This window comes from Neisseria subflava (assembly GCF_005221305.1).
Lineage (GTDB): Bacteria > Pseudomonadota > Gammaproteobacteria > Burkholderiales > Neisseriaceae > Neisseria > Neisseria subflava.
Map to the genome: position 1 here is coordinate 606557 of NZ_CP039887.1, position 23599 is coordinate 630155.

Genomic DNA, 23599 nt, shown 5'->3' on the forward strand with positions numbered 1-23599 from the left:
AGACGGCCTGTTTAAAGTAGCACTCAGTTTGAGAAATCACGAGAAATGGGAAAGAATCATGATCGCAGCTTCCGCTCCGCTTTTGCGCTTCATTACCACCGGCAGTGTCGATGACGGCAAATCCAACCTCATCGGCCGCCTGCTCTACGACGGCAAAACCTTACTGACCGACCAGATTGACAAACTTAATCGCGCTGCCGAATCCGCAGAAACGCTCAAGCTCAACGATATCGGCAGCATCAGCTTCAAAACCCCGCAGCCACTCGCCGCTGCCGCATACGAAGATAACCATGCACAAGGCGCGTTTATTTTGATTGACGAAGCCACCAACCATACTATCGCGGCAGGCATGATACGCAAAGTCAGCGAAGCAAACAGTTTTGAAATTTAAAAGAAAAGTTGAAATAAAAAAAGGCCGTCTGAACATTCAGACGGCCTGTTATTTTATCCAAGTCGGAAATGCTTATGCGCCGTAAACCGGATATTTATTGCACAAAGCAGTCACTTGTTCGCGGACTTTGGCGAGGTTGGCTTCGTCTTCAGGGTTGGCCAATACGTCTGCAACCAAGTTCGCCAATACGCGCGCGTCGGCTTCGTTAAAGCCGCGTGTGGTCATGGCGGCGGAGCCGATGCGGATGCCGGAGGTAACGAATGGTTTTTCCGGATCATTCGGAATAGCGTTTTTGTTGACGGTGATGTGTGCTTTGCCCAAAGCGGCTTCAGCGGCTTTACCGGTGATTTTCATCGGTTGCAGGTCAACGAGGAAAACGTGGCTTTCGGTACGGCCGGAAACGATGCGCAAACCGCGTTTAACCAACTCTTCCGCCATGGCGACAGCATTGATTTTCACTTGTTTTGCGTATTCTTTGAACTCAGGTTGCAACGCTTCTTTAAACGCTACGGCTTTGGCAGCGATAACGTGCATCAACGGGCCGCCTTGCAGGCTTGGGAAGATGGCAGAGTTCAGCGCTTTTTCGTGGGTATTGTCACGGCACAAAATCACACCGCCGCGAGGGCCGCGCAGGGTTTTGTGGGTGGTGGTGGTGACGAAGTCGCAGAATGGCACTGGGTTAGGATATTCACCGCCGGCAATCAGGCCGGCATAGTGCGCCATATCGACAAAGAGGTATGCGCCAACTTTATCGGCGATTTCGCGGAATTTTGCCCAGTCGATTTGCAACGCATAGGCAGATGCACCGGCCACAATCATTTTGGGTTTGTGTTCAAGAGCCAAGCGTTCTACTTCGGCATAATCGAGAACTTCGTTTTCATCCAAACCATAAGTAATGGCGTTGTAGAGTTTGCCGGAGATATTAACGCTTGCGCCGTGGGTCAAGTGGCCGCCGTGTGCCAGAGACATACCCAAAATGGTGTCGCCCGGTTTCAAAACGGAAGCGTACACGGCTTGGTTGGCTTGCGAGCCGGAGTGCGGTTGAACGTTGGCATAGGCGGCGCCAAACAGTTCTTTTACGCGGTCAATCGCTAATTGTTCAACAATATCAACGTATTCACAGCCGCCGTAGTAGCGTTTGCCAGGATAGCCTTCAGCGTATTTGTTGGTCAATTGCGAACCTTGGGCTTCCATAACGGCACAGCTGACGTAGTTTTCAGAGGCGATCAGCTCGACGTGGTCTTGCTGGCGCTTGTCTTCTTGGGCGATGGCTGCTGCCAAATCGGGGTCATATTGTGCGAGGGTAACGCTTTTTGAAAACATGTTCTCGATTCCTTTGTGATGGGCTGAAAATATAGGATGGAGTGCTGCGGATTGGTTCAAGATGAACTATTTTTCTTGCATTGTCAACAATTGTGTCGGGTGTTTGGTTTCAGACGGCCTGAGATTGAAGGGGTTATTTGAAAATATCATCTTGTTTTAAATGAAAATCCATTTTTTCTAGAAGCGCGGCCAAATCGGCTTCGGCTTGGGCGGCTTTAAGATTTTTTGCCAGTTCTACCAAGGCTACCGCATTTAATCGTTCTTTCTCCAGCCGTAGGGCTTCTTCGCTGAAGATTTTGATATTGTCTGCCGATTCGGTATCTATTATTTCAAATGGATAAAACGATTCTTCGTGTACGGCCAAACCGTCGGGCAGGGGCGCGGCATGGTTGAAATCGGCATCATTGACCGGCATCCATGAAGGATGGTTCTCAAGCAGGATAAATTGTCCGTCCATGCCGTTGATATGACGGAATAGGGTGGTTCGACTATTATGTAAACGCATAAGCCCGATTGTATGCCCAAGTCGGCAAGCCGTCTATAAAGCCGTTTCTTTCTATTTTGGCACTAACTTATGTTGATATTATTAATTTTTGATGTAAAACAGTTTCGACTTAAAAAAGACTGGATAAAACGCCCGTGTTTGTTATAATGAGGCTAAAGATTGATTCGTCCTAGTTTTTGACCGTAGTACTTTTTTATTTAATTAACAAGAGAGGAAAACAAAATGTTTCCAGAATATCGCGATTTGATTTCTAAACTGAAACAAGAGGATGCACACTTTGCCCGTTTGTTTGACGAGCACAATGAGCTGGACGATAAAATCACCGGTTTGGTTAACAACCCTGTTACCAGCGGAGCCGAAGAGATTGAAGAGCTGAAAAAAGCTAAACTCAAACTCAAAGACGAATTGTATGCTATTCTGCAAAAAGCAGCAGACAAATAATTAAAAATTGAATAAGGCCGTCTGAACGGTATGATAGGAATCTCGGATTTCGGTTCATACTAGTTCAGACGGCCTTTTTAGTTGTTTGGTATTTTGTTATTTCTATTAGCACAATTTAACTTTTAATTGTAAATCACTCTTAATTGCATTGAAAACTCTGTTAAGTTTATTTAAAATCAAAAATAATTTTCATTTTAATTTTAAACAAACAAAACCAAGAGAAACAATGCAATGAAAACATTCACACTCGCCATTTTGCCTTTGGCGTTAATTAGTGCATTCTCACACGCAGCTGAAGAGAAAGCCGTTGAGCAGGCTGAAGTCGATACCGTTTACGTTACTGCCGAGAAGCAGTTGCAACAGTCGCTCGGCGTATCGCGTATTTCAAAAGACGACATCGACAAACGCCCTGTAGCCAATGATATTCCCGAATTTGTCCGTACCATGCCGGGTGTCAACCTGACCGGTAATACGGCAACAGGTCAGCGTGGCAACAAACGCCAAATCGACTTGCGCGGTATGGGCCCTGAAAACACTTTGATTTTGATTGACGGCAAGCCGGTTAATTCACGCCAGTCCGAGCGTATCAGTATGCGCGGTGAACGCAATACGCGTGGCGACAGCAACTGGGTGCCGGTTGAAGAAATCGAATCCATTACCGTCTTGCGCGGTCCGGCGGCAACCCGTTACGGCTCCGGCGCAATGGGCGGCGTGGTCAATATCGTTACCAAAAAAGTACCGAAAGAATTCAAAGGCCAAATCAACCTGTATGCCAACCAGCCGCAAGACAGCAAGGAAGGCGAAACCCGCCGCATCGGCTTTAACCTCGGCGGCCCGATTGTTCAGGACGTATTGGGTTTCCGCATTTACGGCAACCTGAATAAAACGGATGCAGATGCTGCCGATATTAATGCCGGACACGGTAATGACAGCGCGGCCGGTGTCGAAGGCGTACGCAATAAAGACATTGCCGGCCGTCTGCAATGGAAAATCAGCCCAGCGCAAACGCTGATTTTGGACAGCAGTTACAGCCGTCAGGGCAATATCTACAACGGCGATACGCAAAACAGCAATCCGCGTTCTGCTTTGGTTAATTCTTTGGCCGACAGCAAAGCCGAAACTGCCCGCTTATACCGTTCCGCTTATTCTTTAACGCATGATGGCGCATGGGAATGGGGCGATACCAAAAACGTGATCAGTTATGAGCGCACAATCAACAGCCACTTACCTGAAGGTTTGGCAGGTGGTCCAGAAGGCAGCTATACAGGCTTGGATTTTGTTCAAAGCCGTCTGAAAAACCTGCGTTTCAGCAGCGAAGCGAATATTCCTTTTAAACTTGGTGTTGATAACGTGTTGACGGTCGGTGCGGAATTTACCGACAGCAAATTGGATGATCCTGCTTCCAATACTCAGGGATTTAAAGATCAAGGTAAAACCGATGCGTTTAACGGTATCTCCGCAACGCGCGGCGGCAAGGCTTCGCAACGCAACTGGGCTGCCTACGTTGAAGACAATATTTCGTTGACCGACAAAACCCATCTGATTCCGGCCATCCGCTTCGACCACAACAGCGACAGCGGCAGCAACTGGAGTCCGGCTTTGAACTTCTCGCATCAAATCGGCGAAAACTGGTTGGTCAAAGGCGGTATTGCCCGTGCGTACAAAGCGCCAAACCTGTATCAAACCAATCCTGACTTTATCCTGTACACACGCGGTCAGGGCTGTCCGCTCAATGCGCCGAACAGTGTCCGCTGCTACTACATGGGCAATGGCAATTTGAAACCTGAAACCAGTATCAATAAAGAGATCGGCCTTGAGTTCAACAAAAACGGCTGGCAGGCTTCGGCTACTTATTTCCATAATGCGTATCGCAATAAAATCGTGATCGGAGACCAGCTTATTGCCACCAGCAATATCGGCAACTGGCTCTTGCAATGGGAAAATACGCCGAAAGCGACTATTTCGGGTATCGAAGGCAACTTGGTGATTCCGTTGCATGACACACTCAAGTGGAGCAACAATTTCACTTACATGCACAAATCCGAAGATTATCAAGGCAATCCATTGTCTTTGGTGCCGAAACACACCATCAACAGCACACTGTCTTGGACGCCGAACGAACGCTTCGATGCCAACCTGACCTTTACCCACTACGGCCGCACCAAACCGCGCGGCGTGGCGATTAATAGATTGGAACGAGACGGCAATCCTCGTGCAGGCGTGGCAGCGTTGTCTTCCGAACACAGCCAAACTCAAGTCGGCTCTTACGGCATTTGGGGCATCAATGCAGGCTACAACTGGAACAAACGCGTGGCCGTCCGTGGCGGTATCAGCAATCTGTTTGACAAAAAACTGTACCGCACAACTGCCGGCGCACAAACTTATAACGAGCATGGCCGTGCCTTCTACGGCAGTTTGAAAGTATCGTTTTAAGTAGAAGCGTATCAAATCAGGCCGTCTGAAACGGTGTGAAATGAAATCTAAGATTTCTGACACATGGTTTCAGACGGCCTTCTGATTTTAAATTTAGAAGTATTTGTTGTTACGGAATTTGCTTCACTTTTTAGAAAAGTAAAAGGGCAACCACTCGCCGCCCTATGAATCTAAAAGATTTATTCGACCCAAGTCACCATTTCTTCAATCGGTTTGCGTGATTTTTTGGTGATTTCTTTGGCACGATAGCCGAATGTTGCCGCTACGGATACGCCCCATTCGTTGGCATCAAACAGGCCTTCTGCTGCCAATACTTCGTTCATTTTGTCGTAGTTGAAGCCTTCGATTGGACAGGAATCGATGCCGATGGCCGCTGCGCCTGTGAGCATATTGGCCAAAGCAATATAGGTCTGCTTGCCGCTCCAGTTGAAGAGTGCGCGTTGGTCGTCGGCAATTTTAATGTCGGTTTCTTGGAAGCGTTTGTATTTTGCCAACGCTTTTTCCAGTTGTTCTCCTTGCAGGCCCTTGCGTTCGGCAACACTGCGGAAGAATGGGGTATCGTAACGGGCATTTTTTTTGGCAAGGATAATCACCAGATGGCTGCAGTCGTCCAGTTGGGATTGCATCCCCCAGCTGAAAGGCTTGATTTTCTCACGCAGGGCTTTGTTTTGAATCACCAAGAATTTCCATGGCTCGGAGCCGACAGAGCTTGGGGAGAGGTGGGCAAATTCTAAAATCGCTGCAAAATCTTCTTGGCTGATTTTTTTATTGGGATCGTAATAACGGGTGGAGCAGCGATTTTCGAATACTTGCAGCATTTGTTCGCGTGTAATTTGATTCATCTGGTTTTCCTAATAAATGAAGATGTTATTTTGACCGTTTTGCCAATATTCGGTTCCTTTTGAGTCATCATTACCGGCATAACCTTAAGGAAGAAACAGGCTGGGGCAACACCATGTTAAATCAAACCTGACGGTCAGGCTATCTTTTAATTCTGAATTTCGCAAAAAAATTCGATAAATATCAATATCAATACGAAAAGGCCGTCTGAAACTTTAAATGTTTAAAGTTTCAGACGGCCTTTGATTTCAAATCCTGATTACAGATGAGGATTCATCAGGTTTTCTGGGGAGAGGATGCGGTTGAGCTCTTCTTCGCTCAACAAACCGCGCTCCAGTACGACTTCGCGCACGCCTTTGCCGGTTTGGGCGCAGATTTTGCCGACCAAGTCGCCATTGCGGTGGCCGATGTATGGGTTCAGATAAGTGACCAAACCGATGGAGTTGAAGACATAGTGTTCGCAGATTTCGCGGTTGACCGTAATGCCTTTGACGCATTTGTCGGACAGGTTGACCGCGGCATTGCCCAAGAGGGAAATGGTTTCAAACATACATTGGGCAATTACCGGCTCCATAACGTTCAGCTGCAACTGACCTGCTTCGGCTGCGAAAGTGATGGTGGTGTCGTTGCCGATGACTTTGAAGCAGACTTGATTGACGACTTCAGGAATCACGGGATTGACTTTGGCGGGCATGATGGAAGAACCGGCCTGCAATTCAGGCAGGTTGATTTCTTTCAAACCAGCGCGCGGACCGGAAGAGAGTAGGCGCAGGTCGTTACAGATTTTAGACAGTTTGACGGCTGTGCGTTTCAATGCGCCGTGTACCATCACATATGCGCCGCAGTCGGAGGTCGCTTCGATCAGGTTTTCAGTCAGTTTGCAAGGCAGGCCGCTGACTTCGGAGAGTTTCTCAACAACCAAAGCTGCATAGCCTTTAGGCGTATTCACGCCCGTACCGATGGCGGTGGCGCCGAGGTTGACTTCAAGCAGCAGGGAGCGGGTGCGGTCGAGGTTGAGGATTTCTTCTTCCAACAACACTTGGAAAGATTGGAATTCTTGACCGGCAGTCATCGGTACGGCATCTTGAAGCTGGGTGCGGCCCATTTTCAAAACGTCTTTAAATTCTTCGGCTTTGGCGGCAAAGGCGTTTTTCAAGATGGTCAGTTTGTCGAGCAATTCGCCGATGCTGTAATACACGGCAAGGCGGAAGCCGGTAGGGTAGGCATCGTTGGTGGATTGGCTGGCGTTGACATGGTCCATCGGATTGACGATGTCGTAGTGGCCTTTTTCGTGACCCAAGACTTCCAATGCGAGGTTGGCAATGACTTCGTTGGTATTCATGTTGACCGAAGTACCGGCGCCGCCTTGATAAACGTCGGACGGGAATTGGTCGAGGCAGCGGCCTTTGACCAATACTTCATCGCAGGCTTTTTCGATGGCGGCCGCGATTTCCGGCTTGATGGCACCCAATGCGCCGTTGGCTTGCGCAGTGGCTTTTTTAACCATGACCATGCTGCGGACAAATTGCGGTACGTCGGAAATTTTTTGTGTGGAAATTTTAAAGTTTTCAATGGCACGCAAAGTATGGATGCCCCAATATACTTCAGCAGGGATCTCGCGGTCGCCCAGTAAATCGTGTTCGATTCGTACAGTCATTTCTCTTACCTTCTCGTATAGTTGTGTTGGTGTGCATTATGCGTTTGGAACATTAGCCCAGTTCGGCAAGATTGTCCAGTTAATAAGACTTAATCGTCAGGATGAAAGCGCGCCGCTTCGCGTTCCTTAGCAACTGTATCTTTGTCTTTCAGTTTCGCGCCCAGACCCAACATTTTTTCGTATTCGGATTGCGGCGTGCCGTCTTCCTGCATACCGAACGCGCTGGCATTGACCCAGAGGGCGAGTAGGGAAACGATAATGGCGAAAAAGCCGACGATATACCAAAACATTTTTTTCTTCCTTGTGTGTCTGCGGGTGCAGATTGTTGTGGTTTGTAAAGATGTGAATGTAGCACAAACGCGGTTGGGTTTAAATTCTTCTCCTGCATCCTTTCATTGATTTACCTGTAAGTGTTTAGAAAGGAAAAGGCCGTCTGAAAAGTAAGACTTTTCAGACGGCCTTGAGGCTTTGGTTGGGAAGATTAGCCGCCGCATGCGCCGCAGCAACCGCCTTCGCTGTGACCGCCGCGTTTTTCTTCGTTATTGATAACGGGCAGTTCGGTTTCTTCGGTTTGCTCTTTTTTATCTTCAGGCAAATCGTTTACTTTGATTTTGTTTTCTTCGGCCATGATACATCCTTTCAATGGATTGAGGAGTGGAAAGATTCATAAAGATAGCATCTTTAAGCGGATAAACCAAGCAGCACAAAACTGCCTTGTGATAATGCCATGACTTGGAACAATAAATTTGCTTGTAAAAGCGTTAAAGCCGTCTGAAAAAATCCAATGAGGAGAGTTGGTTTTTATGGCTTGAAATGGCAGCAGAAAGATTTAAGAATACTTGATCTGAAGGGATAAACTGACATTGATTTCAAAAAACAATACAATGTTATCATCATCTGGAAACAGCCAATTTATCGGAGTATATATGTATTCATACCACAGCGAACGCCATTTCAGCGACCGCAACAACTGGCTTCGGGCAAGCGTATTGGGTGCCAATGACGGCCTGATTTCCACTGCCTCACTGTTAACGGGCGTAGCCGCAGCCGCGCCAGATTTCCAAACCCTGCTGTTGACGGGCGTTTCGGCGCTTATCGGGGGCGCGGTGTCAATGGCGGCGGGGGAGTATGTTTCTGTGTCCAGTCAATCGGATACGGAAAAAGCCGATTTGCACAAAGAACGCTACGAATTGGCAAATAATCCTGATGCGGAGTTGGAAGAGCTGACTGAAATTTACCGCCGTCGCGGTTTGTCCGACCCGCTCGCCGCAGAGGTGGCCAAAGCATTGATGGAACACGATGCGCTCGCCGCCCACGCGCGCGACGAAATCGGCATTACCGAAACCTCTGCCGCCCAACCCATGCAGGCCGCGCTGGCTTCTGCCGCTTCATTTTGTGCCGGCGCGATTTTGCCTTTACTGGTCGCGTTGACGGCTTCTACCGCCATTGTTCCGGCCTTGGCAGTTTCCACTTTATGCGGACTGGCCGGACTGGGTTATGTCTCCGCCAAACTTGGTGGCGCGCCTGTCGTTCCTGCCGTTTTGCGCGTGTGCTTATGGGGCGTTGCGGCATTGGTGATAACCGGATTTATTGGAAAACTGGCAGGCGTGGCTGTCTGAATGTAAGGCCTTATATTCTTTTAAACCTGTATCCAGTAAAATTGAAAATCTATTTGATCGCTAAAGGCCGTCTGAAAATTTTTCAGACGGCCTATGGTGCTTGTATTTACTTATTACAAACTGTTTTGTCATGACTTATCCGATTCCCAAACCCCGTGAAAAATCCCGTTGGCTCAATCTGTCTCAAGGCTCGCTGCCCTTGGCTTTGGCGCGTCATTTGCCGCATAAGCAGCTCAAGGTTATCCTGACCCAAGATGCGGAACAGGCGCTACGCCTTCAGACGGCCTGGCTGTTTTTCCGTCCGCACGATACGGCGGTGTTCCTGCCGGACTGGGAAACGCTGCCTTACGAGCGTTTTTCGCCGCATCAGGATTTGGTGTCGGAGCGCTTGTCGGCGTTGTGGCAGATTAAAAGCGGCGCGGCGGACGTGTTGTTCGTACCGGTTGCCACGGCGATGCAGAAGCTGCCGCCTGTGCCGTTTCTGGCAGGGCGCACGTTTTGGCTGAAAACAGGACAGACTTTGGATATTGGCCGTCTGAAAAGCGATTTGGTGGATGCAGGTTATAACCATGTTTCCCACGTTGTTGCGGCGGGCGAGTTCGCTGTGCGCGGCGGCATTGTCGATTTGTTCCCGATGGGCAGCGAAATGCCGTACCGCATTGATTTGTTCGACGATGAAATCGACAGCATCAAAACCTTTGACACGGAAACGCAGCGCACCATCTCCCCCGTTTCCGAAATCCGCCTGCTGCCGGCGCACGAGTTCCCCACCGACAGCGAGGCGCAGAAAATCTTCCGCAGCCGCTTCCGTGAAGAAGTCGATGGCAATCCGAACGATGCGGCTGTGTACAAAGCCGTCAGCAACGGCCATTTCGGTGCGGGCGTGGAATATTATCTGCCGCTGTTTTTTGAAAACGAGTTGGAAACGCTGTTTGACTATATCGGCGAAGATGCGTTGTTTGTTTCATTGGGCGATGTTCACGCCGAAGCAAACCGTTTTTGGAGCGACGTTAAATCGCGTTACGCCATGGCGCAGGGCGACGAAACCTATCCGCCTTTGCTTCCACAACATTTGTATCTCTCTGCCGATGTATTTGCAGGCCGTCTGAAAAACTACGGACAAGTGCTGCCCGATGTTTCCGGCAAGGAACACACCCTGCCCGACCTTGCCGTCAACCGCCAATCCGACGAGCCGTTGCAGGCTTTGAAGGATTTTCAGACGACCTTTGAAGGACGGATTTTGCTGTGCGCCGAAAGTCTGGGACGGCGCGAAACCATGCTCGGCTTCTTGCAGCAAAACGGTTTGAAAGCCAAACCTGTGTCCGACTGGCAGGGCTTTTTATCGGCGCACGAGCCGCTGATGATCACAGTGGCGCCGTTGGCTTACGGGTTTAAATTAGAAGATCAAAACATCGCGGTCATTACCGAATCCGATCTTTATCAATATGTTGCTCGCTCGCGCAAACATCATCGTAAGAAACACGCCGCCGTTTCAGACGGCCTGTTGCGCGACCTTGCCGAAATCAACATCGGCGACCCCGTCGTACACGAAGAACACGGCATCGGGCGCTATATGGGCTTGGTAACGATGGATTTGGGCGGCGAAACCAACGAAATGATGTTGCTCGAATATGCGGGCGAAGCGCAGCTTTATGTGCCTGTTTCGCAACTGCATTTGATTAGCCGCTACTCCGGTCAGGCGCATGAGAACGTCGCCCTGCACAAGCTCGGCAGCGGCGCGTGGAACAAAGCGAAGCGCAAAGCTGCCGAAAAAGCGCGCGATACCGCCGCCGAGTTACTCAACCTCTACGCCCAACGCGCCGCCCAATCGGGACACAAGTTTGAAATCAACGAGTTGGACTATCAGGCGTTTGCCGACGGCTTCGGCTACGAGGAAACCGAAGACCAGGCTGCCGCCATCGCCGCCGTGATTAAAGATTTGACGCAGGCGAAGCCGATGGACCGCCTAGTGTGCGGCGATGTCGGTTTCGGCAAAACCGAGGTCGCCCTGCGCGCCGCGTTTGTGGCGGTGATGGGCGGCAAACAGGTTGCCGTACTCGCCCCGACCACGCTTCTGGTCGAGCAGCACGCGCAAAACTTCGCCGACCGCTTCGCCGATTTCCCCGTGAAAGTCGCCAGCCTTTCGCGTTTCAACAACAGCAAAGCCACCAAAGTCGCGCTGGAAGGCATGGCGGACGGCACGGTCGATATCGTTATCGGTACGCACAAATTAGTTCAGGACGACATCAAATTCAAAAACTTAGGTTTAGTGATTATTGATGAAGAACACCGCTTCGGCGTGCGCCAGAAAGAGCAGCTCAAACGCCTGCGCGCCAATGTCGATATCCTCACCATGACCGCCACACCGATTCCGCGCACCCTCAGCATGGCGCTTGAAGGCCTACGCGACTTCTCACTGATTACCACCGCACCCAGCCGCCGCCTCGCCGTGAAAACCTTTGTCAAACCCTTCAGCGAAGGCAGCGTGCGCGAAGCCGTGTTGCGCGAACTCAAACGCGGCGGACAGGTATTTTTCCTGCACAATGAAGTGGATACCATCGAAAACATGCGTGAGCGGCTGGAAACCTTGTTGCCCGAAGCCCGCATCGGCGTGGCACACGGACAACTGCGCGAGCGCGAGCTGGAACAAGTCATGCGCGACTTTTTGCAGCAAAGATTCAACGTGTTGCTCTGTTCCACCATCATCGAAACCGGCATCGACATCCCCAACGCCAACACCATCATCATCAACCGCGCCGACAAATTCGGGCTGGCGCAACTGCACCAGCTTCGCGGGCGCGTCGGCCGCAGCCACCACCAAGCCTACGCCTACCTGTTCACGCCCGAATACATCACCAAAGACGCAGAAAAACGCCTCGACGCCATCGCGGCGGCAGACGAACTCGGCGCAGGTTTCACCCTCGCCATGCAGGATTTGGAAATCCGCGGCGCAGGCGAAATCCTCGGCGAAGGACAATCCGGCGAAATGATACAGGTCGGCTTCACACTCTACACCGAAATGCTCAAACAAGCCGTGCGCGACCTCAAAAAAGGCCGCCAACCCGACCTTGACGCGCCATTGGGCATCACCACTGAAATCAAGCTGCACAGCCCGGCATTATTGCCCGAAGACTACTGCCCCGACATTCACGAGCGCCTCGTCCTCTACAAACGCCTCGCCGTCTGCGAAACCGTGCAACAAATCAACGCCATATACGAAGAACTCGTTGACCGCTTCGGCCTGCCCGAACAACCCGTCAAAACCCTCATCGAAAGCCACCACCTGCGGCTTGCGGCAAAAGAACTGGGTATCGATGCCATTGATGCGACCAGCGAAGCGGTAACGGTAACCTTTGGCAAAAACAATAATGTCGATCCAACCGAAATCATCCTGCTGATTCAGAACGACAAAAAATACCGCCTTGTCGGCGCGGATAAGCTGCGATTTACCGCAGAGATGGAAAATATCGAAGTGCGGATTAATACAGTGAAGAACGTATTGAAGACTTTGAAAGAAAGGGTGATGGTTAAGTAGAAAGGTTAGGAAAAGGCCGTCTGAAAATACTGAAACTGTCAGTTTTGAGATTACTAAATCGAACAGGGAATTATTATGAAAATGAGGGTAATGATGCTGGGAGTAACAGGCTTGATATTATCCGGCTGCTTTTTCACTGATGAAATTAAGTTGGAAGATATTCAGAATTTTAAAATTACTGTCAATGAAGCTAAGGGGAATAGGCAGGTGCATTTGACAGGCTTATTAGGCAATAGTGCAATGGGTATTTCAGATATCAAAACAACTAGCCGCAACGATGAGCTGAATATTACTTTATTTCAAAAATTAGCAGGTTCGGAATACTCAGGAACATTAGATAAAGAAATTGCTCTTGAAAGCAATATCAAGAAGATTACTTATGGTTCTAAACACGAGATGATATGGCAAGACTAAAAATACAATAAAGGGCGTCTGAAAAAGATTCAGACGGCCTTTAAAATTATAAATAGGATAGATTTTTTGACTATCCTATTTCGGCAACATTTCAAGGTTTATCTGCGCAGAAAAAGGAATACAGCAACTGTATCATCTCGGTTACCCTCGGGTCGGCAATGTAATATTGCCGTTCCCGATGGTTCACTTCAAACGATACCAAACCGGCTTCACGCAGTAGCGCTAATTGGCTGGACATTGCCGCTTGCGGCAGTCCGGATGATTCAGCCAACTCGGTTACATTGTGCGGTCTTTCATGTAGTTTGCACAATACGGCGAGGCGGTTGGGATTGGCCAGTAGTTTGAGAAAAGCGGTGGCTTCTTCGTAGGGCGGTTGATTGTCGGCAATGGTCATTTTTCACGCTTTTCGGCAAATGAAGAGGTCGAATTATCAGTCATAATGGCCTCAGCAGCAACTTTCAGACGGCCTTTGCTTAATGGTTCCATGGCATTTTGGCTAGCAGGCGAGCCATGCCGCAGAATCCGGTTAGCCCGGCCGTTAATAGGCCTGCGCCGACTATCACGTCTATCAGATAAAACCAAGGCGATACCAGCCAACCTGCCAGCACGCCTAACAGAATCAAACTGCCCGCAATGGTTTGCACCTGCCGCATGATATCCGGTGCGGCACGGTCGGCAACAATAGGAAGCCCTGCAGCTTTCCATGCAAGTAAGCCGCCTTCTAGAATATAACATTCTCGACCTTGGCCAAGCGCTGACAATATTGTTTCTGCCCGTGTTGTACGTTTACCGCTCAGGCAATAAAAAATCAGGCATGGGGCTGTATCATCGGGCAGTTTGTCTCGCTGCTGTTCAGGCGGAAGGGATAATGCGCCACCAATATGCCCGCCCCGATATTCGGCTTGGCTTCGGATGTCCACTGCCAACGCGCCCTCACGGATTTTTGCCATTGCTTCGGAAGGCTTGATTTGCGGGAGTTGTCCGACCGTACTCATGTTTTGCCTTCTTTATTTTTTGTTGATGCGGCAGGTGTTGATGCCCAATAAGCTGTACAGCGCGCAGTTGCCAATCAGTGCTGTACCCAGGGGGATGATGCCCAGCCAACCCCACCAGCCAATGTGTCCGGTAGCGGCCACAGCAATCAGCGCTACGCCGATAACAATACGGATTACGCGATCCAAAGTACCCAAGTTTCGTTTCATTTTATTGCTCCTTGTTTCAGAATGAATTATCTATAAATAAATATATATATAATAAAAATCATATATGAGAAATATTATATCCCTAAAAATGATTTTGTCAAATTATTTGTAACCATGCAGTTTGGAATAGGGATAGGTATTGGTTTGTTTGGTTGGTGTAAATGATCGCTTAAGCATCTGATTTAAAATAAAAGAACGATATAATTTTTATATATAAAAAAGGCCGTCTGAAAAGTATTTTTCAGACGGCTTAAATATTTATGTTTTACAGTAAAGGACTCATCAGGCGGACGACATTTTCCACGAGGCCGCGGAGTTTGGAGCGTTGTTGCCATGATTTGATGGCAATGTAGCTGCTGTTTTTAAGGTAGCTGCGTTGGAGGTTGCAGATTTGTTTGGTGGTATCGCGATCGTAGATGGCGAGGCTGATTTCTAGGTTGAGGAAGAAACTGCGCATGTCCATGTTGACCGTACCGAAGAGGGAGTAGTCTTCGTCAATAGTCATGGTTTTGGCATGTAGAAGACCGCCTTCAAACATGGCGATTTTGACGCCGGCTTCCAGCAACATAGGGTAGTAGGCGCGTGAGGCGTAGCGAACCATCAGTGAATCGACTTTGGCAGGCAGTATCAGGGTCACTTTGACGCCGCGTTTGGCGGCAACGGTTAATGCCATGAGAAGCGGCTCGTCGGGGACAAAGTAGGGGGTGGTAATCGTGATTTGTTTGGTGGCGGCATAGATGGCGCTGATAATGGTTTCGTAAATAACGAAGCTGCCTTGCTCGGGGGCGGATGGAATGATTTGGGCAACGATATCGTCTTGCTGCATTTTTTCAGGAAGGATTTGGGGCAGCAGGCTTTGGGCTTGGTTGAGGTATGTTTGTACGTTTTGGAGGTTTTCATCGGTTTCGACGGCAAGGTCGGCGAAGAAGACGGCAGACAGTTCCAAAACCATAGGCCCTGTGCAGCGCATCATGACATCGACCCATTCTCCGACGCCGGAGTTTTGTTTGAAATAGCGCGGGTCGACGAGGTTGAAGCTGCCGGTGTAACCGATTTTGCTGTCGATAACGAGGATTTTGCGGTGGTTGCGCAGGTCGGTACGCGTAAATAATGTGCGCCAAATGCCGACAGGCAATGAGGTATGTACTTCAATGCCTGCTTGGCGCAGTATCTCTACCCAATCGCTTTCAAAAAAACTCCTGCTGCCGACGGCATCGGCCAGAATGGCGCAGTCAACGCCTCGATCTGCGGCTGCAAGAATTTCATTTAAAATTTCTTCAATGCGGCCTTTGGGTTCGATAATGTAAAAGGCCAGCAGGCAGGAATGGGTTGCGGCGCGTATGTCCGCAAGCATGCTGTCGATGATGGCATCTGTGGTAGAGAGCAGGCTCATGGCGTTGCCTTTGGTTGCACCCAGCCCCGTTCCTTTTTCGGCAACTTTACTGATGCCGTGGTATCGTGATTTGACTTGGTCGGCAATGTCGAGATAGATATCGGCTAGATGGGTGGCGGCAAAGTTGCGGTAGAAGCGGTTCATTTCGCCGGTACGTTTGGCGCGGGCGGTGCCTAGACGAGGCTCTCCAATAAGGATGTAGGCGATGGTTCCGAATACGGGGAAAAGGAATAGGATAATCAGCCAGGCAAAGGTTGAGCCGATGTTTTTTTGTTTGTACAACACGCGCAGCATACAGACGAGTGCGGCGCAGGTGTGGGCGAAGATGAAAATTTCGGTCCAGGTGATGTCTTTAAAAAAATTCATATTCGGTAGCGGGAGTGGATGTGTTTTTAAGTTTGAAGGTGTCAGCTGATAAGCTTCAGATATTAAGTATATAGAAAAACCGTCTGAAAACAAATTTACACGATAATCGTGTTTCTGTTTTCAGACGGCCTTTGAGTTGTTTTAATTAATGGTGATACTGACGGGATAATTCGTGTACGGTATCGACCAAAATTTTGGCGTGTTCCGGATCGGCGTGTTGGTTGATGCCGTGGCCGAGGTTGAATACATGGCCGCTGCCGTTGCCATAGTCGGCAAGAATGCGTGCGACCTCGGTGCGGATAGACTCCGGTGTGCCGAAGAGGGCAAACGGGTCGAAGTTGCCTTGCAGAGCAACTTGTTCGCCGACGCGACGGCGGGCTTCGCCGATGTTGCAGGTCCAGTCCAAGCCCAATGCATCTGCGCCGATTTCTGCCATGCTTTCCAGCCATAAGCCGCCGCCTTTGGCAAATACGATAACAGGCACGCGGCGACCTTCGCTTTCGCGTTTGAGTCCGGCAACGATTTGTCGGATGTACTTCAGGCTGAATTCTTTAAATGCGGCATCGCTCAACACGCCGCCCCAAGTATCGAAAATTTGTACGGCTTGTGCGCCGACATCGATTTGGGCGTTGAGGTAGGCGGTAACGGCTTGAGCATTGGTGTCGAGGATTTTATGCAGCAAATCAGGGCGTGAATACATCATGGTTTTGATGGTGCGGAATTCTTTGCTGCTGCCGCCTTCAACCATGTAGCAGGCAAGTGTGAATGGGCTGCCTGAGAAGCCGATCAGCGGAACTCGGCCGTCTAGTGCTTTACGGATGGAAGTTACGGCATCAAAGACGTATTGCAGTTTTTCCATGTCAGGAACTTGCAGTTTTGCAATGTCGACTTCGTGTTGCAAGGCGCGTTCAAATTTCGGGCCTTCGCCTTCGGCAAAATACAGGCCCAAACCCATGGCATCGGGAACGGTCAGAATATCGGAAAACAGAATTGCCGCGTCTAGATCAAAACGTTCTAAAGGTTGGATGGTAACTTCGGTTGCCAACTCGGTGTTTTTGCACAAATCGAGAAAGCTGCCTGCGCGTGCGCGTGTGGCTTTGTATTCAGGCAGATAGCGCCCGGCTTGGCGCATCATCCAGATAGGAGTGTATTCGACAGGCTGTTTGAGCAGGGCGCGGAGGAAAGTGTCGTTTTTCAGAGCAGTCATGGTAGAGAGGCTTTCTGATTTGGTGTGTTGGACAAAGTTCAGACGGCCTTAGATATGTATTGAGGCCGTCTGAAATGATTAAATGGTTGGTTTTGTTGTAGATTTCATATTGTCGCTTAGTGCGAAATCAGCACATCAATTGGGTTGAGTAAGGGCTGCCGGATGTTCTTCTTCGGCCACGCTTTCCAAAACCAGATTGCGTTGTTCTTGCGCTTTTTGCGGTTGGTCGGTTTCATCAAACACGCGGGCCAAGACCAAATGTGCGGATACGCTGGGTTGCAGGGCGATGCTGGCTTCGAGGTAGCCTTGGGCTTTGCCCCAAAGTTTGCGTCCGTAAGCCAGTTGGCCAAGATACATCAACAGTGGTGCATTGTCGGGTTGTTCCTGAAGCCAAGAGTCTGCCAAGTCGATGGCTTTTTGTTGCTCGCGCTCGCTTAGGAAACGTACGGATTCGACAAATGCTTCCAAAAGCTCAGGCTGACGGGTTTGCGGATAATGGGCTTTAATCCATTTGACCGCCTCGGCATACAAACCCAAACGCTCGCATTTTTCGGCAATCGCGACACACAATTCGCCTGATTTCAAGCTTTCAGGAATGCGTTTCAAACAAGCTTTCAGACTGCCTGCATCGGTTACTTCACTTAAGAGGTGGCGATATGCCCAATTTTGATACTGTTCGGCTTCGTAATCGTTGATGGCGCCGGCTTTAACCAGTTTTTCTGCTTTTGCCAAGACATCTGCAGCATCGCCATGATCAAAGGCATAACGCAATTGCAGGCGGACCAGGCGGCTTAAGTTGCTATTGATTTTTGCTGCGGCTTCAAGGTTTTGTGCGGCAGTCGGATAATCGCGGCGGCTCAGTGCAGATTCGGCCAGCAAAAGATGACGGGAAAGCTGTTGTTTTTGTGGCAGGTGTTCGATTTCATGCAGGTAGCGGTCGCGCAATTCGAAGTTTTCCATTTGGTCGGCCGCATGCGCGCCCAACATCAAAGCCAGGGTGCGGTTGTCGCCTGCTTCTTTGTTTTGCAAGACTTTGGCGGCTTCTTGTTCGGCTTTTTCAAAACGGCCTTCAAAATATGCCAGACCTGCGCTGTTCAAAGAGGCAGAAGCCTGACGGCCTTTGCGGGCAATGCCGAAGCGTTGCATACGCGCCGGAATATTTAAGAGGCCGAACACGAATTTAATCAGGAAATACAAGACGAATACGCTCAACAGCAGGCCTAAAACAAAGGCATGCAGATTGATACGCAGCATGGTTTGCTCAACCACGACATACACGTTGCCGGTATAAATGCCGGAAGCCAACGCTAAACCGACGGCGGCGGCAAACAGAATGACAATCCAAACGACGGTTTTCATGCTTGCTCTCCTTTAATTTTGGCAGCAGGCTTGGTTTGGTTTTGTGGTTTGGCAGCTTCGGCGGCCGGTTCTTTTTTGTTTTCAGAGGGCAATGCAGGTGCTTCTAAAGATTGAGGAGCGGAAGCGGCCGCCGGTGCGGAAGTTGTGGTTTGCTCGGTAGTTGCAGCCGGAGCGGAAGCGGTTTTCTCGGCAGCTTGGGTTTGTGCAGCTTCTTCGGTCGTCATTTGTATACGCGAACCTTCTTGATAAGCGCGAACGGCGCTCAAGCTGGCTTTCAGGCTGTCGTCTGAAATCATGCGGACATCAAGGGCTTTGAGTTCGGCCAACTCTTTCAGCCATGACTGGGTAGCAGGGGATTTGCTGTCGAAGTATTGCTTCACGGTTGCTTCAACGTTGTTCAAATCGCTTTGATACACTTCGCCGTTGTGTTGCAACAGGGCAATGCGCGCATCCAAAAGGCGCAGGCGCAGGTTTTCACGGATGAAGTAGGTTTGATCGGGCGAAATCAACATGGCGTCGTTGCTGTCCAGATGACGGACTTCAACCAAGCCTTTGAGGGCATTGAGGGATTTTTCCCATGTGTTTTCCCACCAAGTTCCTGAATTGGCGACTTCGACAGGCGCGGCACCCGGTTTCAATACGCCGTCCAAAACCAAAGGCAGGCCTGAAATACCGCTTTCCAAACGGTCGAGACGCAAGGCAGTAGCGGAAATATCGACATAAGGACGGTTTTTCAGCGCGGCCAAATCATTGCTGATGGCTTGTTTGATGGGGATAAGTTCAGGTTGTTCAAAACGGCTTAAGCGGCTGTCGATGTGTTCCAATACGCTGACCGCGCCTTGGAGGTTGCCTGACAGCATCAATTGTTGCGAAGCAGTGTTCAACATGGATTCGGCTTCGTCGACCAGCCAGTTGATACGGCCTTTGAGTAACTCTTGATAAGCTTTCTGCAATTGCAGGATTTGATCGCTATTGTTTTTTTGACCGTTGTTCAGGCGGTCTAACTCGGCTTGAATAGCGGTTTGGCGGTTGAGGTTGTCTTTTAGAAGGCTAGCGTTTTCAGATTCGCCCAATGCAGCTTTGTCGATTTTTTGGTTGAATTCGAGCTCTTGGTTTTTTAAAACATTTTGGCCCTGTACAAACAGGAATCCGCTCGCGCCCAAGCCAAGCAGTGCCAAGACGGTTGCACCTGCGGCCAAGGCTTTGCCGCCAGATTGTTTGATGATAACAGGGGCGTTGTTTTGTGGGAGATTGTTGGACTCGGGCATGCTCGCCTCCACTCGCTGAGGTTGGGTAGGTTTGATTTGTTCAGACGGCCTTGTGTTTTCAGAACGTTCAGGCACCGGAGCTGCCGTATTGGCAACTTGTTGGGTATCTTTATTGTCTTCGACTGGGTTCACTGCTTGGCTCCTTTGTGGCATGGATGAAAGTGCAGCGGATAAAGAAGTGACGGTTTCTACATGTTTGGCGCCGACGATGCGAAGTGCATCGGCAATACGCGGATGGTGGGTAAAGTATAGCAAGGATTCGAAGAATCGGGAAAATTGCGGCGGAATCTGATGGAAAAATTCGCGCGCGAGCTCGCCGGATGTGACGTAGGCGGCAGCGATGTCTTCAGTTTTAAAGTTCTGCCAATCGATGGCGTGTGGCCGTCTGAAATAGATTTCGGCGATGTCGATTTGGAAACCCAGTTCGGTCAGTTTGTCTGCTAAAAAATCACGGCCGCCATGACCTCGAATGATTAGAACTCGGGCGTTGGGTGGCAGGTTTTTCCAAATAGGCATTCTCAAGACGGCTTCGCTGTCGTTGCCGTCTTCGGGAGAGAATACGGGATAGGGGGAGAATTGCGCCAAAGTATGTTGGCTGGTTTGGCCGACGGTAATGTGTGCTTTGTGGCCGTCTGAAAAGTTCAGATGCGGCGCTGCGGTTTCAATAGCGGTCGGGCTGACCCAAAACACGACGTCGGCTTGCTTGAATTGTTCGGGGAGTTTTTTTTGCGCCGAACAATCCACCTCTATTTCAATCGGACTCAATACCTGAGCCTGCCAACCGGCTGTATGGCAGGTTTGGATATCTTGCTGTGGACGGTTGGACGGACGGATGATGAGTAGAGTAGGCATAATGTGGGATAAATTATTAAGGTTTAGGCCGTCTGAAAGAAGGGTTTCAGACGGCCTGTTGCTAACGTACGTTATTGATCGACGAATGCGCGCTCAATCAGGTAGTCGCCGCGAACGCCGGTTTTCGGAGAAACGGTCAGTCCGAATTCGTCCAAAACGTTGCAGGTGTCTTTCAACATGGCTGGGCTGCCGCACAGCATAGCGCGGTCGTCTTGCGGATTGATTTTAGGCAGGCCGATGTCTTCAAAGAGTTTGCCGCTGCGCATTAAATCGGTCAGACGGCCTTGATGTACATATTCTTCGCGTGAAACGATCGGGTAGTAAATCAGTTTTTCTTTAACCAAGTCGCCCAAGTATTCGTGTTCGGGCAATTCTTTGGTGAAGCGGTCGTAGTATGCCAAGTCTTTTTTGTAGCGTACGCCGTGAACCAAGATAATTTTTTCGAATTGCTCATAAACATCAGGGTCTTTGGTAATGCTCAAGAAAGGGGCGATACCGGTACCGGTGCTCAAGAGGTAGAGATGTTTGCCCGGATTCAGGTCGCCGGCAACCAGTGTACCGGTCGGTTTTTTACTGATGAGGACATCGTCGCCGACTTTAAGGTGTTGCAGGCGGCTGGTCAATGGGCCGTCTTGTACTTTGATACTGAAAAATTCCAGATGCTCTTCCCAGTTGGCAGAAGCCACGCTGTATGCGCGCATCAGCGGTTTGCCGTCTACCATCAGGCCGACCATGACGAATTGGCCGTTTTCAAAGCGCAAAGACTCGTCACGGGTACAGGTGAAAGTGAAGTAAGCGTCGGTCCAGTGGTGTACGGACAAGACTTTCTGGGTGTTGAATGCTGCCATTGATATTTCCTGTCGGATAAGGCCGTCTGAAAAGAATAGGTAGGGGCGGCCGAGGTTAATAAAAAGAATGGAATATGGTGTTCAGCTACTTGCTTGCCGGTTTGGCTGATTTTTCGCTGAGGCTGTGCAGGTCGGAATAGCGTCCGCCTGCGTTGATCAATTCATGATGAGTGCCTTGTTCGACTACATTGCCTTCGTGCATCACAACGATATTGTCGGCTTTTTCGATGGTTGAAAGTCGGTGGGCAATCACCAATGTGGTACGGTTTTGCATCAGGTTTTCCAATGCGGTTTGTACCAAACGTTCGGATTCATTATCTAATGCGCTGGTGGCTTCGTCCAAAATCAAAATCGGCGCATTTTTCAAAAGCGCACGCGCAATGGCGAGGCGTTGACGTTGGCCGCCGGACAGTTTTAAACCGTTTTCGCCAACTTCAGTGTGCAAACCTTGCGGCATTTTTTGGATAAATTCCCAAGCATTCGCGGCTTTTGCAGCATTGATAATTTCTTCTTCACTGAATTTGTCAGCTTGAGCATAGGCAATGTTTTCAGCAATCGTACCATTAAACAGGATAACGTTTTGGCCGACAAATGCCATGCGGCTGCGCAGGCTTTCGAGTGTATATTCCTTGATGTTGACGCCGCCAATCAAAACCTTGCCTTCATCCGGATTGAGGAAGCGCGGCAACATATTGGCCAGAGTGGTTTTACCGCAGCCTGATGCGCCGACCAATGCAGTCACTTTGCCTTGCGGTACAAGCAGGTTGATGTGGTTCAAGCTGTTGCGTTCGGCTTCAGGATAGCGGTGTACAACATCGCAAAATTCAATATCTCCAGGGTTTGGGCTGAGGATTTGTTTGCCTTCGTTGCTCTCTTCGGGTTGATCCAAAAAGGTAAAGACACTTTCTGCCGCCGCCAAACCGCGTTGCAGGGATTGCATCACGCCGGTCATACGTTTGATGGGGTCAAACATCATGATCATGCTGGACAAAAACGACATAAAATCGCCTGCACTAAATCCTGAAAGCCCTGCTTGGCGTGCCGCTGCGTAAATAATCGCAGCCAGTGCAACCGAAGCCATTAATTGCGTAATGCCGGTACCGGCAGAGCTGGCGGAAACCTGTTTGAGCAGGTTGCGGCGCACATCGTCGGCAATACGGTTGAAGCGGCGATTTTCATAATCTTGACCGCCATAGATTTTCACAACACGTTCACCATTGATGCTTTCTCCCAAAACCTGCATCAGCTGACCGATGTAAATTTGATTGTTGGCAGACAATTTGCGCAAGCGTTTGCTGACCGTTTGGATACATACGGCAACGACCGGCAAAATAATAAAAGTAATCAGGGTCAAACGCCAGTTTAGATAAGTCAACAAGCCCAACAGACCGACCACGCTCACGCCGTCTTTGGCGATCACGGTAATGACGTTAAATCCTGCATCAGTAATTTGGTTGACGTCGTTTAAAATGCGCGACATCAGACGGCCGCCGGTATTGCTGCTGAAATACGAAGTCGGCAGGTGCATCATTTTATTGAACATTTCACCGCGCAAACGCTGCACCAAGTGGCTGGACAGATAAGTCGTGCAATATTCGTTAATGAAGTTGAACAGGCCGCGAACGAAAAACAGCGCCACAATTGCCAGCGGCAACCATGACATGCTTTTCATGTTTTTATCGACAAAACCTTCATTAATCAAAGGTTTGAGCAAGTAACCGAAAGCCGGCATCGTACCGGCGACAATCAGCATGGCTACTACGGAGACGATAAACATCTTCCAATAGCTTTTTAAATATCCAAGCAAACGCTTGTACAGCTCCCAGTTGGATGTGGCTTGTGTTGTCTGCATATCAATCCAGATTTAGAGCAAACATGCAATTCTAAACGAAAATATCTGTCATTACAATGTTTGCAATTGAAAGTCAAAAGGAGTTGGTATTATT

General features: G+C 49.6%; 21 protein-coding genes and 2 pseudogenes. 7 read left to right on the forward strand and 16 right to left on the reverse strand.

The window, feature by feature from the left end; translation table 11 throughout:
- Positions 1 to 58 precede the first annotated feature (58 nt).
- Positions 59 to 187, forward strand: a pseudogene (locus tag FAH66_RS11195) (sulfate adenylyltransferase); the annotation flags it as partial.
- A complete protein-coding gene (locus FAH66_RS11200; RefSeq protein ID WP_425271368.1) occupies positions 176 to 391 on the forward strand; it encodes an elongation factor 1-alpha C-terminal domain-related protein in 216 nt (71 codons plus the stop codon). The pseudogene FAH66_RS11195 and the gene FAH66_RS11200, both read left to right, overlap by 12 nt.
- A gap of 72 nt (positions 392 to 463) precedes the next feature.
- On the opposite strand, the gene glyA is transcribed toward FAH66_RS11200, so the two are convergent.
- On the reverse strand, positions 464 to 1714 hold the full coding sequence (glyA, locus tag FAH66_RS03005) for a serine hydroxymethyltransferase (RefSeq protein WP_137040638.1): 1251 nt from the start codon (positions 1712 to 1714) through the stop codon (positions 464 to 466).
- A gap of 133 nt (positions 1715 to 1847) precedes the next feature.
- Complete coding sequence (locus tag FAH66_RS03010; RefSeq protein ID WP_137040639.1) at positions 1848 to 2219, reverse strand: hypothetical protein; 372 nt, start codon at positions 2217 to 2219, stop codon at positions 1848 to 1850.
- 222 nt (positions 2220 to 2441) lie between these two features.
- Between FAH66_RS03010 and FAH66_RS03015 the strand changes: the two genes are divergently transcribed.
- Both FAH66_RS03015 and FAH66_RS03020 read left to right on the forward strand, forming a co-directional pair.
- Positions 2442 to 2660 (forward strand): HP1242/YdcH family protein, encoded by a 219-nt coding sequence (locus FAH66_RS03015; protein ID WP_137040640.1) that lies wholly within the window; start codon positions 2442 to 2444, stop codon positions 2658 to 2660.
- 231 nt (positions 2661 to 2891) lie between these two features.
- A complete protein-coding gene (locus FAH66_RS03020; protein ID WP_137040641.1) occupies positions 2892 to 5093 on the forward strand; it encodes a FepA family TonB-dependent siderophore receptor in 2202 nt (733 codons plus the stop codon).
- 179 nt (positions 5094 to 5272) lie between these two features.
- Here the strand turns inward: FAH66_RS03020 and FAH66_RS03025 are convergent, their stop codons facing one another.
- From FAH66_RS03025 to FAH66_RS10795, 4 genes are all read right to left on the reverse strand, one after another.
- Positions 5273 to 5935 (reverse strand): NAD(P)H-dependent oxidoreductase, encoded by a 663-nt coding sequence (locus tag FAH66_RS03025; RefSeq protein WP_137040642.1) that lies wholly within the window; start codon positions 5933 to 5935, stop codon positions 5273 to 5275.
- Between the two features lie 257 nt (positions 5936 to 6192).
- A complete protein-coding gene (gene aspA / locus FAH66_RS03030) occupies positions 6193 to 7590 on the reverse strand; it encodes an aspartate ammonia-lyase (protein WP_137040643.1) in 1398 nt (465 codons plus the stop codon).
- An 89-nt stretch (positions 7591 to 7679) separates the two neighbouring features.
- A complete protein-coding gene (locus tag FAH66_RS03035; protein ID WP_003685538.1) occupies positions 7680 to 7880 on the reverse strand; it encodes a hypothetical protein in 201 nt (66 codons plus the stop codon).
- Positions 7881 to 8071: 191 nt separating this feature from the next.
- A complete protein-coding gene (locus tag FAH66_RS10795) occupies positions 8072 to 8218 on the reverse strand; it encodes a hypothetical protein (RefSeq protein WP_003685706.1) in 147 nt (48 codons plus the stop codon).
- 298 nt (positions 8219 to 8516) lie between these two features.
- Between FAH66_RS10795 and FAH66_RS03040 the strand changes: the two genes are divergently transcribed.
- From FAH66_RS03040 to FAH66_RS03050, 3 genes are all read left to right on the forward strand, one after another.
- Positions 8517 to 9209, forward strand: a complete 693-nt coding sequence (locus tag FAH66_RS03040; protein ID WP_049328983.1) for a VIT1/CCC1 transporter family protein — start codon at positions 8517 to 8519, stop codon at positions 9207 to 9209.
- A 130-nt stretch (positions 9210 to 9339) separates the two neighbouring features.
- Entirely contained in the window at positions 9340 to 12744 is a 3405-nt protein-coding gene (mfd, locus tag FAH66_RS03045; RefSeq protein ID WP_137040644.1) for a transcription-repair coupling factor, read from the forward strand.
- 75 nt (positions 12745 to 12819) lie between these two features.
- The gene (locus FAH66_RS03050; RefSeq protein WP_049328981.1) at positions 12820 to 13158 is read left to right on the forward strand and encodes a hypothetical protein; all 339 of its coding nucleotides are present in this window, start codon (positions 12820 to 12822) and stop codon (positions 13156 to 13158) included.
- Positions 13159 to 13249: 91 nt separating this feature from the next.
- Here the strand turns inward: FAH66_RS03050 and FAH66_RS03055 are convergent, their stop codons facing one another.
- The 10 genes and pseudogenes from FAH66_RS03055 to msbA form a co-directional block, all read right to left on the reverse strand.
- On the reverse strand, positions 13250 to 13552 hold the full coding sequence (locus FAH66_RS03055) for an ArsR/SmtB family transcription factor (RefSeq protein WP_049328980.1): 303 nt from the start codon (positions 13550 to 13552) through the stop codon (positions 13250 to 13252).
- A 79-nt stretch (positions 13553 to 13631) separates the two neighbouring features.
- Positions 13632 to 14153, reverse strand: a complete 522-nt coding sequence (locus FAH66_RS03060; protein WP_070748051.1) for a rhodanese-like domain-containing protein — start codon at positions 14151 to 14153, stop codon at positions 13632 to 13634.
- Positions 14154 to 14165: 12 nt separating this feature from the next.
- Positions 14166 to 14360 (reverse strand): YgaP family membrane protein, encoded by a 195-nt coding sequence (locus tag FAH66_RS03065; RefSeq protein ID WP_137040645.1) that lies wholly within the window; start codon positions 14358 to 14360, stop codon positions 14166 to 14168.
- Positions 14361 to 14625: 265 nt separating this feature from the next.
- Positions 14626 to 16119 carry a cardiolipin synthase gene (gene cls, locus FAH66_RS03070; protein ID WP_137040646.1) on the reverse strand — a complete coding sequence of 498 codons (1494 nt, stop codon included), beginning with the start codon at positions 16117 to 16119 and terminating at the stop codon, positions 14626 to 14628.
- Between the two features lie 145 nt (positions 16120 to 16264).
- Positions 16265 to 17326, reverse strand: coding sequence for a uroporphyrinogen decarboxylase (gene hemE, locus FAH66_RS03075; protein WP_137040647.1), 1062 nt, complete (start codon positions 17324 to 17326; stop codon positions 16265 to 16267).
- A gap of 135 nt (positions 17327 to 17461) precedes the next feature.
- Complete coding sequence (locus tag FAH66_RS03080) at positions 17462 to 18685, reverse strand: heme biosynthesis protein HemY (protein ID WP_137040648.1); 1224 nt, start codon at positions 18683 to 18685, stop codon at positions 17462 to 17464.
- The gene (locus tag FAH66_RS10985; RefSeq protein WP_244285050.1) at positions 18682 to 19953 is read right to left on the reverse strand and encodes a uroporphyrinogen-III C-methyltransferase; all 1272 of its coding nucleotides are present in this window, start codon (positions 19951 to 19953) and stop codon (positions 18682 to 18684) included. The genes FAH66_RS03080 and FAH66_RS10985 overlap by 4 nt, the downstream gene beginning before the upstream one ends.
- A gap of 109 nt (positions 19954 to 20062) precedes the next feature.
- Positions 20063 to 20805: pseudogene (locus FAH66_RS10990) on the reverse strand (uroporphyrinogen-III synthase).
- Positions 20806 to 20876: 71 nt separating this feature from the next.
- Complete coding sequence (locus FAH66_RS03090) at positions 20877 to 21653, reverse strand: ferredoxin--NADP reductase (protein WP_049328975.1); 777 nt, start codon at positions 21651 to 21653, stop codon at positions 20877 to 20879.
- A gap of 85 nt (positions 21654 to 21738) precedes the next feature.
- On the reverse strand, positions 21739 to 23505 hold the full coding sequence (gene msbA, locus FAH66_RS03095) for a lipid A export permease/ATP-binding protein MsbA (RefSeq protein ID WP_049328974.1): 1767 nt from the start codon (positions 23503 to 23505) through the stop codon (positions 21739 to 21741).
- Between the last annotated feature and the right edge of the window lie 94 nt (positions 23506 to 23599).

Bases quoted from the DNA above. Each gene is read 5' to 3' on its own strand.
- FAH66_RS03010 (WP_137040639.1), bottom strand. From the start codon at position 2,219: ATGCGTTTACATAATAGTCGAACCACCCTATTCCGTCATATCAACGGC.
- FAH66_RS03035 (WP_003685538.1), bottom strand. From the start codon at position 7,880: ATGTTTTGGTATATCGTCGGCTTTTTCGCCATTATCGTTTCCCTACTC.
- FAH66_RS10795 (WP_003685706.1), bottom strand. From the start codon at position 8,218: ATGGCCGAAGAAAACAAAATCAAAGTAAACGATTTGCCTGAAGATAAA.
- FAH66_RS03040 (WP_049328983.1), top strand. From the start codon at position 8,517: ATGTATTCATACCACAGCGAACGCCATTTCAGCGACCGCAACAACTGG.
- FAH66_RS03020 (WP_137040641.1), top strand. From the start codon at position 2,892: ATGAAAACATTCACACTCGCCATTTTGCCTTTGGCGTTAATTAGTGCA.
- msbA (WP_049328974.1), bottom strand. From the start codon at position 23,505: ATGCAGACAACACAAGCCACATCCAACTGGGAGCTGTACAAGCGTTTG.
- FAH66_RS03060 (WP_070748051.1), bottom strand. From the start codon at position 14,153: ATGAGTACGGTCGGACAACTCCCGCAAATCAAGCCTTCCGAAGCAATG.
- FAH66_RS03015 (WP_137040640.1), top strand. From the start codon at position 2,442: ATGTTTCCAGAATATCGCGATTTGATTTCTAAACTGAAACAAGAGGAT.
- FAH66_RS03080 (WP_137040648.1), bottom strand. From the start codon at position 18,685: ATGAAAACCGTCGTTTGGATTGTCATTCTGTTTGCCGCCGCCGTCGGT.
- aspA (WP_137040643.1), bottom strand. From the start codon at position 7,590: ATGACTGTACGAATCGAACACGATTTACTGGGCGACCGCGAGATCCCT.
- FAH66_RS03065 (WP_137040645.1), bottom strand. From the start codon at position 14,360: ATGAAACGAAACTTGGGTACTTTGGATCGCGTAATCCGTATTGTTATC.
- glyA (WP_137040638.1), bottom strand. From the start codon at position 1,714: ATGTTTTCAAAAAGCGTTACCCTCGCACAATATGACCCCGATTTGGCA.
- FAH66_RS10985 (WP_244285050.1), bottom strand. From the start codon at position 19,953: ATGCCCGAGTCCAACAATCTCCCACAAAACAACGCCCCTGTTATCATC.
- FAH66_RS03025 (WP_137040642.1), bottom strand. From the start codon at position 5,935: ATGAATCAAATTACACGCGAACAAATGCTGCAAGTATTCGAAAATCGC.
- FAH66_RS03050 (WP_049328981.1), top strand. From the start codon at position 12,820: ATGAAAATGAGGGTAATGATGCTGGGAGTAACAGGCTTGATATTATCC.
- FAH66_RS03055 (WP_049328980.1), bottom strand. From the start codon at position 13,552: ATGACCATTGCCGACAATCAACCGCCCTACGAAGAAGCCACCGCTTTT.
- FAH66_RS03090 (WP_049328975.1), bottom strand. From the start codon at position 21,653: ATGGCAGCATTCAACACCCAGAAAGTCTTGTCCGTACACCACTGGACC.
- hemE (WP_137040647.1), bottom strand. From the start codon at position 17,326: ATGACTGCTCTGAAAAACGACACTTTCCTCCGCGCCCTGCTCAAACAG.
- mfd (WP_137040644.1), top strand. From the start codon at position 9,340: ATGACTTATCCGATTCCCAAACCCCGTGAAAAATCCCGTTGGCTCAAT.
- cls (WP_137040646.1), bottom strand. From the start codon at position 16,119: ATGAATTTTTTTAAAGACATCACCTGGACCGAAATTTTCATCTTCGCC.